Source organism: Staphylococcus caledonicus (assembly GCF_016238465.1).
Lineage (GTDB): Bacteria > Bacillota > Bacilli > Staphylococcales > Staphylococcaceae > Staphylococcus > Staphylococcus caledonicus.
The window spans coordinates 473,114-491,358 of record NZ_JABTXV010000002.1 but is presented as its reverse complement, the minus strand read 5'-3'; the positions used below and the strand labels follow the sequence as shown (position 1 = coordinate 491,358).

The following is an 18,245-nucleotide window of genomic DNA, read 5'->3' as shown; positions in this document are numbered from 1 at the left end:
TACCCTTTACAAATTAATTAAGACATTAAAAATTGTTTTCAATTACATGAAAATAATTCAAGACTATTACATTTTAATGATATTTAAAATGGACAATTTATTTATCCCCTTGTAATATGTATAATATTAAAGAAAGAGTTTTTACGGTCACCCTAATGGAGGTTACATAAATGAAGACTAATCGTATTTCAGGATTCCAATGGGCGCTAACAATATTTGTATTCTTTGTTGTTACAATGGCGTTATCATTAATCTTACGAGATTTTCAAGCTTCAGTCGGTATTAAAAGATTTGTATTTAATCTTACTAATTTAGCACCTTTTATTGCTGCAATCATTTGTATTGTTGCTTTTAAAGATAAACGTGCACAACTTGCTGGTTTAAAATTTTCAATCTCTATAAGAGTTATTGAACGTATGCTACTTGCATTAATTTTACCTTTAATTATTTTTATTGTAGGTATGTTTAGTTTTAATGCATTTGCCGATAGTTTTATTTTATTACAGGCTACTGATTTATCTGTATCAGTGCCAGCAATTATTCTTGGTCATATCTTAATGGCATTCTTTGCGGAATTTGGTTTCCGTTCATATCTACAAAATATTGTTGAAAATAAAGTGAATGTATTCTTTGCTTCTATTATCGTTGGTTTAATCTATTCAATTTGGACGATTAATACAACGTATGGCATGGAATATGCCGGATATCATTTCCTTTATACATTCATGTTCTCAATCATTGTTGGTGAATTAATTCGCGCCACAAATGGTCGTACTATTTATATTGCAGTTATCTTCCATGCAGCTATGACATTCGCTCAAATCTTCTTATTTAGTGAAGAAGTTGGCGATGTATTCTCTATGAAAGTGATTGCCTTAAGTACCACAATTATTGGTATTATCTACATCATTCTAAGTTTAATTATTCGCTTTATCATTTACAAAACAACTAATCGTTCATTAGATGAAGTTGAACCTAATAATTACTTAGACCACGTTAATGATGATGAAGATGAAAGTAGCGTTAATTCTGACGATAAAACGTTAAATACTCGCGATAAAAATATTGAAGATACTAATCAACATCATGCCAACAACGATAAGAAGGCTCCTTCAACCGAAAATCTTAAAGACAATACTTCATATGAGAATGATAGACATTCTTCAGTCGTAGATAACGTTAAAAATGAAATTAACGATGTTAGCAAAACATCCCATACTAAAAACGACAAATAGTTCAAATTAGGAAACAAGGTATAAAGATTATTACGTTAAGATTTATACCCTGGCCTTTAAAAAATATCCCAAAATGACGTGTTAGTATCTCGTCATTTTGGGATATTATTTTAACTTTATTTATTGATTGTTCTAACACCTTGTTGTGTTCCAATAATAGCTTGTTCAGTAATGTCTAAGAAATAGCCTGTTTCTAAGACGCCAGTAAGATGTATTAGAAATTCATGAAGAGCATAAGGGTCTAGTTGTTCATGTAATTTACAATCTAAAATATAATTTCCATTATCTGTAATAAATGGTACATCGTCATTCATTCTACGTTCTGTTGAAATATTGAAGTTTGTTTCAATGTTTTTAGCGATATGCAACCAATTAAATTTATCTACTTCCACTGGTAATTTAAAACTTTGTCCTAAATAGTCGACAAGTTTACTTTCATCGGCTAAAACAACAAATCGTGTAGCCATTTCATCGATGACTTTTTCTCTAAATAGAGCGCCACCGCCACCTTTTATAAGATTTAAGTTAGAATCTACTTCATCCGCCCCGTCTATTGCTAAATCTACATGGTCGACATCATTGATATCTACAATATGTATCTTCAATTGTTTAGCGATATATGCACTTTTATTAGACGTACATACACCTGTAATATTTAAACCTTCACGTTGAATACGTTCAGCAATCTTCGGAATAAGTAGCTCAATCGTACTTCCTGTGCCAATACCTATCACCATATTGTTGTCTATTTGAGCAACAGCATCATCTACTGTCATAAGTTTAAGTTCTTTCGAATCTTTCATGTTTACTGCGACCCCTTTTTATTTATACTTATCTCTTATTTTACATGACGACAGTTAAAATACCTAGTTTCTATATGAATTTTATTTAATTATGTAGTAAACTTTTAATACTATCATATTGGGAGGTTAAACGATGATACCTGTATATGCTATTTCAACGGGAAAGATTAAAGACTTAGACTATGGGCAAAAGCGCGAGATGCTTTCTGCTTTAAATAAAGTTCCTTTTTCAGGAAAAATGTGGTTATCAAACACGGGCTTTGTAGAAGATGAACAAGCATATAAAGATCATGGTGGCCCTCATAAAGCGGTGTGTACTTTTAGCAAAGCGAACTATACTATGTATCAAGAAGATTTGGCTCATTTACCAGAGTATGCGATGTTTGGGGAAAATTTAACATTAGAAGATTTAGATGAATCTGAAGTTTATTATGGTAACCAATATCAATTAGGCGAGGCACTGATTGAGGTTTCAGAAATGCGTGAACCGTGTTGGAAGATACAAACAAAATACGACATTCCTGACTTAGTTAAGCGTATGAGCCGCTCAGGCAAGACAGGATTTTATTTTAGAGTGTTAAAAGAAGGTTATGTCAGTGCTAACGATAACCTTGAATTAATCAAAGAAGCCGAAACTTCTACACGTCTGTCTGTTCAAGAATTAAATGATATTTACTATAATGACCGTAAAAATGTAGAACGTTTAGATTATGCACTCCAAAACCCTTACTTATCTGAAAAACGTCTCGACAAACTCCAAAAACTTAAAGCCAATGCATTAAAGACTAATGCGACATAAAACCTAAAATAGATGCATAGAGATGATGAAATTGAGGCTCAAGAGAATCTTCATGTCAGTCAACTACTACAAAAAATAACGAGGCTAAGCCGTTTTAATATTAATGGCTTAGCCTCGTTAGTATATAAGTCGTTTAACTTTTGAAGTGCGATAATGATACCTTTAAAAATTACATTAGATATCAGTCTCACTTTCTTTTTCAGATATTTGATAGATTGTTTTTGAATAAAATTCTTCATCTGCTTTTAAGATAGATTGTGCTTTATTATTATAAATATTAATATCATTCGGTAAACATTGTGTTTCCAACGTTACACCTGAATGTGCTTTATAAATATTAAAATCACTTTGCCACTCTGTCGTATCATTAAAAGTGAATATAACGACGTTAGGCATTGTTGTTTCTAAATGTAAGGCAAATTCATTATTCTCCATCGTTAGTTCTTGATTCCCTATGTCAAATGGGTGATCTAAACCATTGAACGGTTCAATTTGTTGTTTGAGTTGTTCATTTTCAGAATTAAAAATATCTTTAAAACACACGCTATCGCTATTCAATGTTGCTAATAAGTCGATAGGTTGAGTGTTAGCTACAAGATGTGTTTCATCTATTGGATACATATTGAGCTTAGTACTCGTAATCTTATGGTTATCAATGACATTATTATCGCGATTTAAATTAAAGTACACATGGTTCGTTGGATTAAATACTGTGTCTGCAGTTGAATGTGCTTTATATTCAATTGTCCAACGATGTTCTACATCATATGTATGAATAACTTTTATCGTCATATCTCCAGGATAACCATCCTCTTCAGACTTTAATTGAATGGTAAATGTAAGTTTGATGTTTGTAATATTATCTTGGATGTCATAATCAAACAATCTATTATCCAAACCATGACTGCCACCATGAAGTTGATGAGGGGCATCATTCGCTTCTAGTTTATAATCATGTCCATTTAATTTAAATGTAGCATTCCCAATTCGTCCTGCGTAGCGACCGATTGTTGCACCAAAATGATAAGGATTAGAAGGATAAAACTCATCCGCTTCTACTTTGTTCCCCAATATGATGTTATTATCATGATATTTCCATGATACAATTCGAGCGCCATAATTCGTAAATACAATATTTGTGTCGTTGTTGTCGATTTTAATTAAGTCAATACCATGTCTTTGCTTTTCTACTTCAACTATCATTACTTACGTCTCCCTCTTAACACGCTTAATCAGGTTCTGTTCGGTAAAATCATGACTAATACACCAATAATACAGATAAGTGCACCTAAGAGATCATACTTATCAGGTACTTGTTTATCGACGACGTACGCCCATAATATACTCATGACTATAAAGACTCCGCCATATGCTGCGTAGACTCGACCGAATGTCGGAAATGACTGAAATGTTGCGATGATGCCATACATAATTAATACCGCCCCACCGATAAATCCTAACCAACTTGATTGCCCTTCCCTTAACCACAACCAAATTAGATAGCCACCACCAATCTCACAGAGACCTGCTAATAAAAAGATAAAGATTGAATAAAGCATTAAGATATCCTCCAACTTTTAATTAAGTTAGCATTATTGTAACAACTCATAACTACCTTTATCTAATTAAATTTTTAAGCACTGACTTTTTCACATACATATTGTTACACTTTTTTTATTAATATTCCATAGATTTTATATAAATTAAAAAATGAAAACGCTATCTCTTAAAATTTTTAAAAGATAGCGTTTAATAATGCTCAATATTCTTTTAGCGAGGACTTTAACTTCTTCTTTTTGATTGTATATATAACTAAAATAATAATTATAAAAGCCAATGTAATCATGCTACCAATTGGTAATTGCTGCATGATTAATTCAACAACTAAATCTACGATAGTAATTATGCTTAACCCAATCGTTATCCATTTAAAAACTGACGCATAACTCTTAGTAATCACCATCTTTTGTTGTTCATCGGCATATCTATAATTAGGGATAAGGTTGACTATCCCTTTAGGATTAGCATCTCGATCTTCAATACTTGGTAGAGATGCGTCACTATATTTAATACGTTTATCTTTGAAAAAGATTAATATCACGGCAAAGGCTGGAATAAAAATCATCGAGGCAGGAGTAACCACCCACTCAAATTGTCCATGTTGATAGATCATGGGGGTAATAATATTTGTAATTACAATAATATAAAACATCCATATAATGAAAAATATTAATCGTTTGGTGATTGAATGCCGATTAAGCGTTCTCTTATCTTTCTCATTGTCAACGTAAATAAATATGTTGTCTGCTGTCTCAGCGCGAAGCGTTAATTTACAACCAATTACTATAATTAATATGACACTCCCAATAAATAGTGGAGATAAAATTTCATTCTGTATGTCACTAAACATGGCAAAAAAGTCATTGCACATAAAAAATTCAAACTTATAATTCCTAGTTTTGCTTTTAAAGTTTGAAACTGTTTGTACAATAGCTCATCAGTCATCTATCCCGTTCTTCCCTGTTTTACTCTTACAATTCGAAGTTGTATATGAAGCTCAATTGGTTAAACAAATTTCTTAGGTCACTATGTTTGATAGTCGTTGTCTATCATCGCTCCCAAAATAAATCATCTAGTGTTACACCTAATGTTTTAGCAATGTTAATGCATAATTTTAACGAAGGATTATACTTGTCATTTTCAATCATATTAATCGTCTGACGTGATACGCCAATTGCTCGTGCAAGTTCTAGCTGCGAAATTTTTTTGACGCCGCGGTAAAATTTAACTCTATTCACTTTCCCTCACTTCTCCCATTGATTTAATCTTACTGTTAATTCATAAGTTTTGTCAAATATATATGACATACCCTCAATTTAAGTTACTTATTTTATTTCTTCTTTAAATTCAACTATAATTGTTATAATAATATATTTTAATCATCACGCTCTAGTCATAACTACTTGATTCAGAGCGTTTTTTTATTTTCCAAGAAAGAAGGCTTAAGAATGAATTTCATTTCACAACCAACTATTGAAACTGCTAAAGCATTACTCGGCGTGAAAGTTATCTATAAAGATGAATTTGAAACCTATACTGGTTACATCGTTGAAACAGAGGCGTATTTAGGCTTTAATGATCAAGCGGCGCATGGTTTCGGTGGTAAGCAAACGCCTAAAGTGACATCGTTATATAAAAATGGTGGAACTATCTATGGCCACGTCATGCATACGCACTTGTTAATCAATTTCGTTACACGTAGTGAAGGTGTGCCTGAAGGCGTACTGATACGCGCAATAGAACCTGAAGATGGTATTGACGCAATGCAACGTAATCGTAATAAGACAGGTTTTGAGATAACCAATGGGCCTGGTAAATGGACGAAAGCATTTAATATCCCTAGAGCAATTGATGGCTCAACACTTAATGACTGTCGCCTTTCTATTGATGAAAAAAATAGAAAATATCCTATCGAGATAGTTGAAAGTGCACGAATTGGTATTCCAAATAAAGGTGAATGGACAGCTAAGTCATTGCGCTATACTGTTAAAGGTAATCCTTATGTATCTCGCATGCGCAAATCCGATTACGTCCCAGCCAACACGACTTGGAAGTAACATCTCACCTCATAGTTTAATCTCTAAGTACAATTGTGAATCTTTGCCTTATTATATTTAATCAATTTAAAATTTAAGTTTTAATAAATTAATGATTTTTTATAATTAATAGTAAGTGTAAAACTATCTAACTTCTTCTTTAGATTTCAAAAATATAATTGACATAATAGAAATATATATTTTTTGTATGTATAATGTTAGTTATGGGATTTTATAGCGCTTTCAAAAAGCAATATAAAATCTAGGAAAGTACGCGTAAATAAAGGGGGATTTTAAATTGGAATTGGATGCAGTGACCACACTATGTCTCGCCTGTCTTTTATTTCTATTAGGTGAATTCATAGTCAATCATGTTTCATTCTTACAAAAAATTTGTATTCCACCTCCAGTTATCGGTGGTTTACTATTTGCTATATTAGTCGCGGTGTTAGATACATTTAATATTATTCAAATCAAACTAGATGCAAGCTTCATACAAGATTTCTTCATGATGGTCTTCTTTACAACAATTGGTTTAGGTGCTTCATTTAAATTATTCAAAATTGGCGGTAAAGTCTTAATGATTTATTTTATATGTTGTGCTGTGTTAGCCATTTGCCAAAATTTAATCGGGGTTTCATTAGCTAAACTATTACATATCAAACCATTATTAGGTTTAACAGCAGGTTCAATGTCAATGGAGGGTGGCCACGGTAATGCCGCCGCTTATGGTAAGACACTTGAACAGAGTTTCAATATTGATTCAGCCATTACAGCTGCTCTAGCTGCAGCAACTTTAGGTCTAGTCTTTGGGGGATTAATTGGTGGCCCATTAGTCAAAGCATTAATTAAACGCTATAATCTCAAACCAGAAAATAGCGATGATTCATTTAAAGACTATAGTAAAGTAGAAGAAAATAAAGCTTTATATCAAAAATATAAACCAACTAAAGTTTTCTTTATCCAATTAACAATTATAGCTTTCTGTATGGCTGTGGGAACCTTTATAGGTGATCAGTTCTCAAATTTAACAGGACAAAGTTTACCGATGTATGTCGGTTCAATGTTTGTAGCCGTAGCAATACGTAATATCTCAGAGTATTCAAATTGGCAAATTATCGATTTAAAACTTAATGATCAAATTGGCGATGTGTCATTAGGCCTCTTCTTATCCTTAGCCCTAATGAGTATTCAACTTACACAAGTCTATTCACTTGCCTTACCATTAGTTGCCATCGTCTTAGTACAAGTTGTCTTTATTTCACTATTTGCATTCTTCATCTTATTTAGAGTGTTAGGTAAAGACTACGATGCTGCTGTAATGGCAGGTGGTTTTATCGGTCACGGACTAGGTGCTACACCAAACGCTATGGCTAATTTAGATGTCATTACAAGCAAATATGGTAGTTCACCTAAAGCATATTTAGTTGTCCCTATCGTTGGCGCTTTCTTAATCGACCTAGCAGGCGTTCCAATTGTTATGGGCTTCATGAATATCTTTGGTATGTAACGCCATACTCGCTAATACAAATGTAAACGTGAAAAAGACTGTGAGCAGTCCAAACTGCTCACAGTCTTTAATTTATTATTAGTCTATCTTGGCAAGATAAAACAATGAAATCTTTCAACCTACTTAGACTTCGTCTCGCTCTCTATTAACCTCTATGAATATCTAATCCTCGTTGTTCAATCCATGATAATAATTTATGGTCAAACACAAGTTTGCTTTGTTTTAATTCGCTAATATCTTTCGCATCTACCATAGTCATAATAGCTTTCATATGTTCAATAAAGTCTTCTACATATTCAATCGTTTTAGTGATGCCGCCATTTTCAACTTGATTTAAAAATGGACGTGACATACCTACTGCTTTTGCACCTAATGCTAAACTTTTCACTACATCTAACGGCGTACGGACGCCACCACTTGCTAATACATTCAATGAGTCTTGATAAGCTGTGCTTTCGAGTAATGATTCTACAGTAGATTGACCCCAATTCGCTAAGTAATCCATATCTTTATTAGAGCGACGTTCATTTTCAATCGTAACGAAATTCGTACCGCCTCTTCCGCTAACGTCTACGTATGTAACACCTACATCAATTAAATCTTTATAAAGCTCTTTACTCATTCCAAAGCCAACTTCTTTAATAATCACAGGAACATCCACACGTTGAACAATCGCTGCAACATTATCTAACCATGTAGAGAACTCACGGTTACCTTCAGGCATAACGAGTTCTTGTGGCGCATTAACATGGATTTGTAACGCTTGAGCATCTAATAAACTCACCGCTTCAACTGCTTTATCTACTGGAACATCTGCTCCTACATTACTAAAGATGATGCCTTCTGGGTTCGTTTCACGTGCAATGCTAAATGATTCAGCCATTTTAGGGTTTCTAAGCGCAGCATGTGTTGAGCCTACTGCCATCGCTAAACCTGTTTCGCGTGCAACTACTGCAAGTTTCTCATTAATTTGCTTCGTCCACTCACTTCCGCCCGTCATGGCATTAATATATAACGGATACTTCATGTCGAAATTTGTAGTGTTACTTGTTAAGTCAACTTGATCTACGTTGATATTAGGAATAGAATGATGCACAAACCTCACACGGTCAAAATCAGATTGAGGGGCATCATGTTGAGCCATTGCTATTTCCACATGTTCATTTTTCCTCTGTTCTCTTTGAAAATCACTCATACGCGTACCTACCTTTGCTTAATTTAAATTTATAGCTATTTATATTAAAACCATTTTTTTCGTTTGAAAAAGATAATCAAAGCAATTGCAATCACTAACATTATTAACATACATATTGGATAACTATATTGCCACTTTAACTCTGGCATATATTCAAAGTTCATACCATATACCCCGGCAATAAATGTTAAAGGCGAGAAAATAACGGATACAAGCGTAAGCACTTGCATAATGCTATTCATTCTAAATGAAGAATAAGATTCGAAATTCTCCCTAATCTCATTAGCCATTTCTTGAGATGTACGAATAATATTGTTTTGTTTAATCAAATGGTCATCGATATGTTGAATATACATGGAATGTTTACTATCGACAATTAAATTACCTTCAGTTTTAATGGTATTGACTAATTCTTGCATAGGGAATAATACCCTTTTAATTTTAATTAAATCTGAACGTATCTGGAAGACATTGTCCATCACTTTTTTACTCTGTGTATCATCGACATGAGCTGCCTCAAAATTATACGTCTTTTCTTCAATGGTATAGACAAAATCGAAGTACTTATCCACCATCATATCTAAAATATGAATCACAATATCAGCACAATCTAAATCTGGAGCATGATTATTTGAATTCATCTTCGCCACTTCATTTAAAGATTCAAAATGGTTTTGATGATATGTAACAAGGACTTTCTCGTTCACAAAGACGTTTAACGCAATAGGCGAAAAATCATCTTTATACATACTGTGAAAGACAAGATATTGATAGGTATTATAAGCTTTATATTTAACTCGAGGAACGCCAGTAGTGGCATCTTCTAACTCTAAGTAATTGAAATTAAAATTATTAGTTAAATAGTTATTTTCTTCTTCAGACGCATCTTCAAAATCAAACCATACGATAGTGGCATCGTCAGGTATGTTTTTTACTGTATCAACTTGAGTTAGTGATTGACTAGTAGTTTGATATCGAATTGTCATTGTCATTTCTAAGGTTACCTCCTGCATCACTATACGTCTTACATTCTACCATGAATTAAATATTGTGTAAGCGATATTTTTATTTAGTAAAATAAACATATAACTATTATTAAGTGAGGTAATTATTATGAGCCATCTATTTACTATTAATAAAAAGGTTGAAGCTTCTCAGATTGATCATAATCAACATATGCATGATGCTAAATACAATGATGTGTTTAGTGAAGTGATTAGTGATTTCAACTACAGCCATGGTCTCTCACAAGAAGAAAGAGAGCGCTATAATTATACAACCTTTTCATTAGAAGAACATACCACTTACTTATCCGAACTATCTTTAAATACGCCCTATCGCATTGAAGTTAGAATTTACGATTATGATGAGAAACGCGTCCATTTCTTTTTAATGCTTTATAAAGAGGATAATGTACTAGCAGCCACAAATGAAGTGATGATGATGGGAATAGATAAACGTAGTCGCCGCGGAGCCCCTTTTCCTAAAAAGTATAAAGAACAAATAGAAAATTATTATAAAGCACAAGGCGATGTAGAGTGGCCTAAACAATTAGGCCATCAAATAGGTATTCCGAAAAAGGAGAATAAATAGCTATGTCATATACATTAAAAGACGAGATATTGAACAAGATATATGATTTAAATGATGAATTAAAAGTAAATTTAATTGAAATAAATTCTACGAAGCAGTTATATATGAATGGTCCGAGTCAGGAATTATTAAAAAGAGCATTTAATATAAGTTATTATCAAGGCCAGAAACAAGCTATTGAAGCGGTACAAAAGATGGTGGAAGATGCAGACAAAGAATCCTCTCTTATAAATGAACTAGAAGCATATCATACCCATTTAAATTATAACCATTCAAATTTAGTTGATGTGCTAAAACATCTAGATGACGCTCAATACAATGTAGCGCAATCTTTAGATGAGTATTATCATAATTTAGGACAAGAAAATATTATTACTCAAATTAATCATCTAGCCACAGATTTTAAAAGCTGAATATACATGAGGTTACAAGGATTAAAATAGAAGTTTCTAGTAGTGTATGCTAAGTCATGTTATTTTTTTACATAAGACACCTCGTTAATTTAGCTTATCGGTATTTGTATGAGATGTCTTATTTTTTAAGCATTTTAATGTAAAACTACATGTGCTCAACGTAGTATTGTAGGCGAGACTCCTGAGGGAATAGGATGAGCGTCGAGACCAAGGCTCGACCCATCCCCTAGGAAATGCGAGCCAAACAATACGAAGTATTGATAAAGAAGAAGCGTAGAGGTGGTTCATAATTGAACCGCCTCTACGCTAAATATTTTATGATTTACATCCTAACCACTCTACTCATAACTTTTATTCATTATCAATCGTCTTTGTAATTTGTTTAATTACTTTATGAGACTCATGTATTGGGAACAACGCGAAGTCATGGAACATTTTAGGGTATTCGAAAAATTGAACTGGTTGATTTACTTCTTCAAGTAAATACGCTAAACGTTGCATATCAGGATAGTAAATTTCTCTTCCAGCACCAAACATGATAATCGGTGGTAACCCTTGTAACGAACCATAAATTGGAGAGATAAGTGGATTTGCTAACGCGTCCCCCGCACTCCATTGATTCAAAATACGTTGTAGGCCTTCAATATTTACGAAACGATCTTTATTGACTAAGTCTTCAGTAATTTGATGATTTGTCATCGTCGCATCTAACATTGGAGAAATGAGATATAATCTATTCGGAAGTGCTCGCTCTTGTTCTAAAAGACGTTGTACATAACTAAGTGCTAACGCTCCTCCAGTACCGTCACCCATAATGACAATGTGTTTTGGATCAACCTCTTCTAAAAGTGATTCATACACCTCATCGATAGCTTTAAATGTATCATTTATATGATATTCTGGCGTTTTAGGATAAATGGGTAAGACCACTTCATATAGTGTATTAAGCGCAAGTTTATCCATAAATCTCCAGTGAAATGGAGAGGGTTGTAATGTATTATAACCACCATGAATATATAATATTTTCTTTTTCGTTTCATGACGGAAATTAAATCGAAATACTTGCATGTCACCTAACGATAACTTGTCTAAGTTTGCTTTCACATTTAAAGTTGAGGGTTGTTTATGTTTCGCTCTATTAACATCTTTACGTTTACTCATAAATGCATCAAAATCATCTTGATTCTTAAACAAAATGGAGCGATTATGCAGTAAATATTTATTTATAATTCTATTTACCATACGTGATCTCATATACAATTCTAACCTACCTTATATTTATTATTGATAAATGTTTAAAACGTCATTACATGGTGTTTAAAAAGCGATATAATAAAGAAGATGTTCTTTAAGTTAGGAATCGAGACATTCACGGTCTATGTGACGTGAAACTAGTTGAAATGTCCAAACCTCGACATATTAAATCTAGTATAAATTAGTCAATCTTAGAAAACAAATGAATGACGGCAAAGGAGTTACAAAATGTCAGATATTAGAAAAAATCATTACGACGAGGATAATGATATTAATAACGATTACTTTATTCGTTCTCAACGTAGAGTGAAGAAAAAAAGATCTTGGATTAGCCTGATTATCCAATTTATTGTGTTAATACTCGTGGGTATTACAGGCTATAGTATGTATAAACAACCTATATTCAATCTTGTATTTGCCGACCAACCGGTTAACTATGAACAAATAAAAACCCTTCAAGATACAGTGACGCAAATTGGTGCGTTAAATATTAATTTAAACCAATTAGCTAATTTTGAAGATATTACTAACCGTCTTGTTCTAATATTTAATATCTACTTTATACTTATCATCATTAGTATGGTTATTGCAGTTATCACGATTATTTTTAATCGTACATTACTAAAGATACTTAACTTTATTGTGATTGCTATACTACTTGTAATGTCACTTTACTTTAGCTATGCTATTCAGATGATTGGGCAACGAATCGCCGAGAAATTACAAAGTTATGCTTTAAATATTAATGCTAATCAAATTATTGTGGAAGCGGATGCCCTTCATAATGCTTTAATTTTATTAGTGAGTAGCCTCGCTTTATTAATTATTAGTCTTTTCTTTAGAAACCGATATCCACGTTTACGTTAAATATATTGAAATGGGAACTTGTCCACGAAATCTATGGTAATTCTAAGATTTCGTTGATAAGTTCCTTTTTTAATAAAAAAAGTATCGATAACCCTCCAACAGGTGTACCGATACTTTAAAAATCATGTCCCCACAACACAATTTTATTTAAATTTACTTCCTTCTGCATGCATCATTTTATCATGCTCAGCATCAGCGCCTTTTTTACCTTTTAAGAATAAACTTAAAATTAACGCTAATACTGCTAAGCCAGTTGCGATCCAGAATGCATCATTGATACCTTGAATAGTTGCTAATTGATTAACATATTTCATGATAACTTGTAATGCTCCAGATTGACCGCCATATTCTGCTGCCATTTGACGTACACTATCTTGAATAACAGGATTTGTTTTATCTAAGTCATTTGCAAATGCTGCAACATGATTAGTAGTTTGTGTAGTCATAACAGTAACAAGGATTGCTGTACCAATTGATCCAGCTAATTGTCTCATAGTATTTAAGAATGCATTACCATGAGAAATTAAACGTGGTGGTAAAGCGTTGATTGCTGCTGTCATTAGAGGCATCATTACGAATGCCATACCGAATGAACGAACTACGTAAATAGCCATAATATGGAAATAAGGTGTATCCATATTTAATTTCGTAAGTTCCCAAGTTCCGTATGCCATTACCGCAATACCAAATAAAGCTAATGGCTTCAAACCAATTGTGTCTAGTAATTTACCAGTAATTGGGCCTAGAACACCCATAATTAATGAACCAGGTAGTAATAGTAAACCTGAATCAAGAGCAGAGAAACCTCGTAGGTTTTGTAAGTAGATTGGTAGTAAAATCATACCACCAAATAAACTCATCATTACAACCATGTTAATAATTGTTGTAAGTGTAAATGTTGAAGATTTTAATACTTCAAGATTTAACATTGGCGCTCTCATCGTCAATTCACGAATAACGAATGCTGCAATAAATACTACCCCAATAATAAACATTGTAACGATTTCAACTGAGCCCCAACCTTTATTACCAGCTTCACTGAAGCCGTATAATAAAGCACCGAAACCGATTGTACTGTAAACAATACCTTGATAATCGGCTTTAGGATTTGTCGTTTTTTGGTAAAGTCTGAACCAGAAATTACCAAAGATAATTGTTGCTACACCTAATACAAACATACCGTAGAACATTACGTTCCAATGGTAGTTTTGAACAATGTAACCTGAAAGTGTAGGGCCAATCGCTGGTGCTAGGATCATGGCAATACCCATTGTACCCATAGCTACCCCACGTTTTTCAGGTGGGAAAATAGTAACGATTACATTAGAACCTAATGGCATTAACACACCGGCACCAATGGCTTGTAGTACACGTCCACCCATCATCATAGGGAAGTTAGTTGAAAGCGCACATACAAGTGAACCGATTGTGAATAATACCAACGCTATAATAAATAATCTACGATAAGAATATTTATTGAATAAGAAGGCACTAATTGGAATCAAGATACCATTTACTAACATGAAGCCTGTCATCAACCATTGTCCAGTTGATGCAGAAATATTAAACTCGGTATTAATTTTTGGTAATGCTACGTTAAGTAATGTTTGGTTTAAGATGGCAATAAACATACCAAACAACATTGCCGTTAAAATTTTACCTCTTGTAATATTTTTACCGAACACGAAATCTGATTCTTGTTTTTTGATGCGTTCATTTACGCGTCCTTCTTGAGAATCAGGATTAATCGGTTCATAAATTGAATCTTTAGGAAGATGTTGGTTATTAACATCTCTGTCATCCCTATTTTCTTCACTTGCCTCATCTGTGTGAGATAAAGGTTGTGATGCTTGTTTTTGTTCAGGATGCATATTTTCTATTGAACTGTCTTGTTGATCTTGTTCACTTTCAAAACGATCTTTTCTTTTATCATTATCAAAGCGATGTGCATTATCTTCATCATCTAAGTGACGAGATGCTTCTTCGTCACGATGAGAAGAAGTTCTTTCATTCGAGGCATTGTCTCGTTCTAAGTCACTTATTTTAAATTTAGATGGATTACTTTGACTTTTAGATTCTTCATTTACATGTTGTCCCTTAGTTTGGTTCTTAGACGGCTTCTTGCGAGATTTCAATACAAGAAGGTTAATTAAACCAACTAAAATGACCGCTACAACTATATATCCAATAATGAAGGTCGTTGTCATACTATGACCTCCTTAATCTTTATGAATTTTAACTTCAGCGTTCATTCCAGGAACAACGTTTTTAGATGGTGTAGAATCTAAAGAAATTTTAACAGGTACTACTTGAGATACTTTTGTATAGTTACCGTCAGTGTTTGATGAAGGCATTAATGAGAAGCTTGCTGCAGTAGCTTGGCCTACTTCTTCAACTTTACCGTCAACATCAGAATCTTGACCGTCGATTGATACATCAACTTTATCGCCTTTTTCTACACTGCTAACATCTTTTTCGTCAATATTTGCTGTAATATATAAATCATCTAAATTGTAAGCATAAGCAATTGGTGAGCCAGCTTGAGCAACTGAACCTTCCATGCCGTCAGTTTTTACGATTGTACCGTTTTGAGGCATTTTGATTTCCATATCTTGTGATTCACCGCTTTGGCTTTGACCACTTACCTCAGCAACTTTGTCGCCTTTTTTCATTTTGTCGCCTTGTTTAGCGTCAAAAGATTTAATTTGACCTGATGCAGGACTTGAAATTTTAATTTGATTACCATCAACTTTTGCGTTATCAGTTGTTATATAGCTTGTCGCATTATGATATAACATAAAGCCTACAATACCAACAACAAGTAAAACGATAATTGTGATGATATTAATTAACACCATTTTCTTCATTGAACATTTCCTCCTATTTGCTTTTCAAAATCACTTTTAATATTATAGACGTATGCGATTAAAAAAAATACCAACAATTATTATAAAATTGTTGGCTAATTGAAGATACGAATAAAATAGGTGACGTTATGAAACAAAAAGCAAAATACAGAATCATTAAAAGCTTAATTGATTTATTAGAAGAATATCCATTTGAAAGTATCTCTATCAAAATGATTTGTGCAAATAGTAATGTAAATCGGTCAACCTTTTATGACAACTATCAAGATAAATATGATTTATTAGCTAAGCTACAAAATTATCATCTAACGAAATACGAGAACTTACTTAACACTTTTTCATTGAACTTCAAAAGTATTAAGAAAGATCCAGATAAAGTTTATCAATTCTTTAGAATTATATTAAAATATATTTATCGAAAACAAGCCTTTTATCACGCAATCTTTATCACTCACCCTAACAAAGACCTTGTACATGAATATTTAAATATCACGAGAAGCTATTATGTTAAGGTCTTAGGAGAGAATAAAACTACCATTAAAAACAAATCTTTTTTCATCACCTATACAATGAGTGGCCAAGTTGGCGTTATTCTAACTTGGTTAAGAGACAGTTGTAAAGAAAGTCCAGAAGAAGTAGCAAATATATTATTAGCGAACACTATCAAAGTACAAAGATAATTGAAGAGATTATAGAAAAAAGCGAGGCTGGGCCATTAATATAACAATGGCCCAGCCTCTCGTTTTGGCAGTAGTTGTCTGAAATGAAGATGCGTTCGAGCCTCACTTTCTTCATTTCTAGCCAACCTTGCCGGGGCGGGACTACGAAATCTTAGAAATTACATTAGATTTCTGTCATACTCCCTAGATTTCTGTCCCGCTCCCTTTGTTTTAAATACACTAATATTTAAAATTTGTAAGATGATTAATAAGATAGCCGTGATACTAATAATAATGATATAAGGCGAACTATCATATTCCCCTTTTAAATTAACTAGAGGAGTCACCACGCCTCCAAGAAGAGACTGTAATAATCCTAATAAACTTGAAGCACTACCACTTCCAGTCGTACGTTCCTCCATAGCAATCGAGAATCCCAATGTAGCTACACCCGTCACCGGAGCCACTAAAATAATAAAACCAATGACTAAGAAGGCAAAATGCCAGTGATTTAGTAGAGTTAACGCAACTACAATCACACCTACGACTTGGATTATTGTTAAAGCACGTAGTAATAATTGTGGATGAAAATAATCGACTAGTTTTCCAGTCAGTTGACTTGAAATAATGAGCGTAATGCCAATCCCGGCAAACATCCAACTAAAATGGAGTGGAGATACGCCGTAAATTTTCTGAACTAAGAATGGAGAAGCAGAAATATAACTAAATAGCATTATAAAAGTGACGCCTTGAATTAACATTGGTAAGACAAAGCGCGGTGTCGTTAATAAACTTTTAAAGTTTTTGAAAATGACTCCTATACCGCTAGTGTCGCGTTGTTCGACCGCAAGTGATTCAGGTACTTTAAACAATGAACCCACTACCATCAATACACCAAAGATGGTCAAGATAATAAAGACCATTCGCCATACACTGACACTTAATATAAGACCACCTAATGCCGGCGCGATAACAGGAGCTACCCCATTTACGAGCATGAGTAATGCTAAAAACTTAGTTAATTCATTCCCGTGATACATGTCACTAGCAACCGCTCTTGAAATAACAGCTGCCGCGCCACCCGTAAATCCTTGCACAAATCTTAAAAAGACCATCAACCAAATATTATGTACGAAAACAATGCCTAAACTGGCTAATGTAAAAATAACTAACGCAATAATCAGTGGTTTCTTACGCCCTACACTATCTGAAATAGGACCTACAAATAAATTTCCTAAACCAAGACCAATCATAAATAGTGATAAAGTTAATTGTGCATTTGCCGTCGTGGTGCTGAAATCATTTTTAATTTCAGGTAGACCTGGTAAAAACATATCTATAGACAACGCGCCTATTGCGGTTAATGCGCCTAAGACAACAACAAATAGTAACGAGTTTTTATTATTTTTCTGCTCAGTATTCATTTAAATTCACCCTTTTATCTATATAAAAGA

General features: G+C 33.4%; 19 protein-coding genes. 8 read left to right on the top strand and 11 right to left on the bottom strand.

Annotation, left to right across the window (positions count from 1 at the left end):
• Nucleotides 1–170 precede the first annotated feature (170 nt).
• Nucleotides 171–1,235 carry a CPBP family intramembrane glutamic endopeptidase gene (locus tag HS848_RS08935; RefSeq protein WP_198612059.1) on the top strand — a complete coding sequence of 355 codons (1,065 nt, stop codon included), beginning with the start codon at nt 171–173 and terminating at the stop codon, nt 1,233–1,235.
• Nucleotides 1,236–1,351: 116 nt separating this feature from the next.
• Here the strand turns inward: HS848_RS08935 and HS848_RS08930 are convergent, their stop codons facing one another.
• Entirely contained in the window at nt 1,352–2,038 is a 687-nt protein-coding gene (locus tag HS848_RS08930) for a ribose 5-phosphate isomerase A (protein WP_198612058.1), read from the bottom strand.
• A 133-nt stretch (nt 2,039–2,171) separates the two neighbouring features.
• Between HS848_RS08930 and HS848_RS08925 the strand changes: the two genes are divergently transcribed.
• Entirely contained in the window at nt 2,172–2,837 is a 666-nt protein-coding gene (locus tag HS848_RS08925) for an MOSC domain-containing protein (protein WP_198612057.1), read from the top strand.
• Nucleotides 2,838–3,011: 174 nt separating this feature from the next.
• On the opposite strand, the gene HS848_RS08920 is transcribed toward HS848_RS08925, so the two are convergent.
• The 4 genes from HS848_RS08920 to HS848_RS08905 all read right to left on the bottom strand — a co-directional run bounded on the left by HS848_RS08920 (nt 3,012) and on the right by HS848_RS08905 (nt 5,635).
• Nucleotides 3,012–4,040, bottom strand: coding sequence for an aldose epimerase family protein (locus HS848_RS08920; protein WP_198612056.1), 1,029 nt, complete (start codon nt 4,038–4,040; stop codon nt 3,012–3,014).
• Nucleotides 4,041–4,069: 29 nt separating this feature from the next.
• Nucleotides 4,070–4,396 carry a YnfA family protein gene (locus HS848_RS08915; RefSeq protein ID WP_198612055.1) on the bottom strand — a complete coding sequence of 109 codons (327 nt, stop codon included), beginning with the start codon at nt 4,394–4,396 and terminating at the stop codon, nt 4,070–4,072.
• 200 nt (nt 4,397–4,596) lie between these two features.
• Entirely contained in the window at nt 4,597–5,268 is a 672-nt protein-coding gene (locus HS848_RS08910; RefSeq protein WP_232806129.1) for a hypothetical protein, read from the bottom strand.
• A gap of 178 nt (nt 5,269–5,446) precedes the next feature.
• Entirely contained in the window at nt 5,447–5,635 is a 189-nt protein-coding gene (locus HS848_RS08905; RefSeq protein ID WP_107506694.1) for a helix-turn-helix transcriptional regulator, read from the bottom strand.
• Nucleotides 5,636–5,845: 210 nt separating this feature from the next.
• Between HS848_RS08905 and HS848_RS08900 the strand changes: the two genes are divergently transcribed.
• Together HS848_RS08900 and gltS are read left to right on the top strand one after the other, a co-directional pair.
• On the top strand, nt 5,846–6,454 hold the full coding sequence (locus tag HS848_RS08900) for a DNA-3-methyladenine glycosylase (RefSeq protein ID WP_198612054.1): 609 nt from the start codon (nt 5,846–5,848) through the stop codon (nt 6,452–6,454).
• Nucleotides 6,455–6,731: 277 nt separating this feature from the next.
• Nucleotides 6,732–7,943, top strand: coding sequence for a sodium/glutamate symporter (gene gltS, locus HS848_RS08895; protein WP_107506696.1), 1,212 nt, complete (start codon nt 6,732–6,734; stop codon nt 7,941–7,943).
• Between the two features lie 145 nt (nt 7,944–8,088).
• Here the strand turns inward: gltS and fni are convergent, their stop codons facing one another.
• Together fni and corA are read right to left on the bottom strand one after the other, a co-directional pair.
• Complete coding sequence (gene fni, locus HS848_RS08890; protein WP_198612053.1) at nt 8,089–9,138, bottom strand: type 2 isopentenyl-diphosphate Delta-isomerase; 1,050 nt, start codon at nt 9,136–9,138, stop codon at nt 8,089–8,091.
• 44 nt (nt 9,139–9,182) lie between these two features.
• Nucleotides 9,183–10,130, bottom strand: a complete 948-nt coding sequence (gene corA, locus HS848_RS08885; RefSeq protein WP_198612052.1) for a magnesium/cobalt transporter CorA — start codon at nt 10,128–10,130, stop codon at nt 9,183–9,185.
• Between the two features lie 121 nt (nt 10,131–10,251).
• Here corA and HS848_RS08880 point away from each other — a divergent pair, with 121 nt between their 5' ends.
• Together HS848_RS08880 and HS848_RS08875 are read left to right on the top strand one after the other, a co-directional pair.
• Complete coding sequence (locus HS848_RS08880; RefSeq protein ID WP_198612051.1) at nt 10,252–10,731, top strand: thioesterase family protein; 480 nt, start codon at nt 10,252–10,254, stop codon at nt 10,729–10,731.
• Between the two features lie 2 nt (nt 10,732–10,733).
• On the top strand, nt 10,734–11,144 hold the full coding sequence (locus tag HS848_RS08875) for a hypothetical protein (RefSeq protein WP_198612050.1): 411 nt from the start codon (nt 10,734–10,736) through the stop codon (nt 11,142–11,144).
• Between the two features lie 351 nt (nt 11,145–11,495).
• On the opposite strand, the gene HS848_RS08870 is transcribed toward HS848_RS08875, so the two are convergent.
• Entirely contained in the window at nt 11,496–12,398 is a 903-nt protein-coding gene (locus tag HS848_RS08870) for an alpha/beta hydrolase fold domain-containing protein (RefSeq protein ID WP_198612049.1), read from the bottom strand.
• Nucleotides 12,399–12,626: 228 nt separating this feature from the next.
• Here HS848_RS08870 and HS848_RS08865 point away from each other — a divergent pair, with 228 nt between their 5' ends.
• Entirely contained in the window at nt 12,627–13,265 is a 639-nt protein-coding gene (locus tag HS848_RS08865) for a hypothetical protein (RefSeq protein WP_198612048.1), read from the top strand.
• A 143-nt stretch (nt 13,266–13,408) separates the two neighbouring features.
• Here the strand turns inward: HS848_RS08865 and HS848_RS08860 are convergent, their stop codons facing one another.
• Both HS848_RS08860 and HS848_RS08855 read right to left on the bottom strand, forming a co-directional pair.
• Complete coding sequence (locus HS848_RS08860; protein WP_198612047.1) at nt 13,409–15,472, bottom strand: DHA2 family efflux MFS transporter permease subunit; 2,064 nt, start codon at nt 15,470–15,472, stop codon at nt 13,409–13,411.
• Nucleotides 15,473–15,484: 12 nt separating this feature from the next.
• Nucleotides 15,485–16,132, bottom strand: coding sequence for an HlyD family secretion protein (locus HS848_RS08855; protein ID WP_107506703.1), 648 nt, complete (start codon nt 16,130–16,132; stop codon nt 15,485–15,487).
• A gap of 128 nt (nt 16,133–16,260) precedes the next feature.
• On the opposite strand from HS848_RS08855, the gene HS848_RS08850 reads away from it, so the two are divergent.
• Entirely contained in the window at nt 16,261–16,812 is a 552-nt protein-coding gene (locus tag HS848_RS08850; RefSeq protein WP_198612046.1) for a TetR/AcrR family transcriptional regulator, read from the top strand.
• A gap of 158 nt (nt 16,813–16,970) precedes the next feature.
• Here the strand turns inward: HS848_RS08850 and HS848_RS08845 are convergent, their stop codons facing one another.
• Complete coding sequence (locus HS848_RS08845) at nt 16,971–18,215, bottom strand: multidrug effflux MFS transporter (RefSeq protein ID WP_198612045.1); 1,245 nt, start codon at nt 18,213–18,215, stop codon at nt 16,971–16,973.
• Between the last annotated feature and the right edge of the window lie 30 nt (nt 18,216–18,245).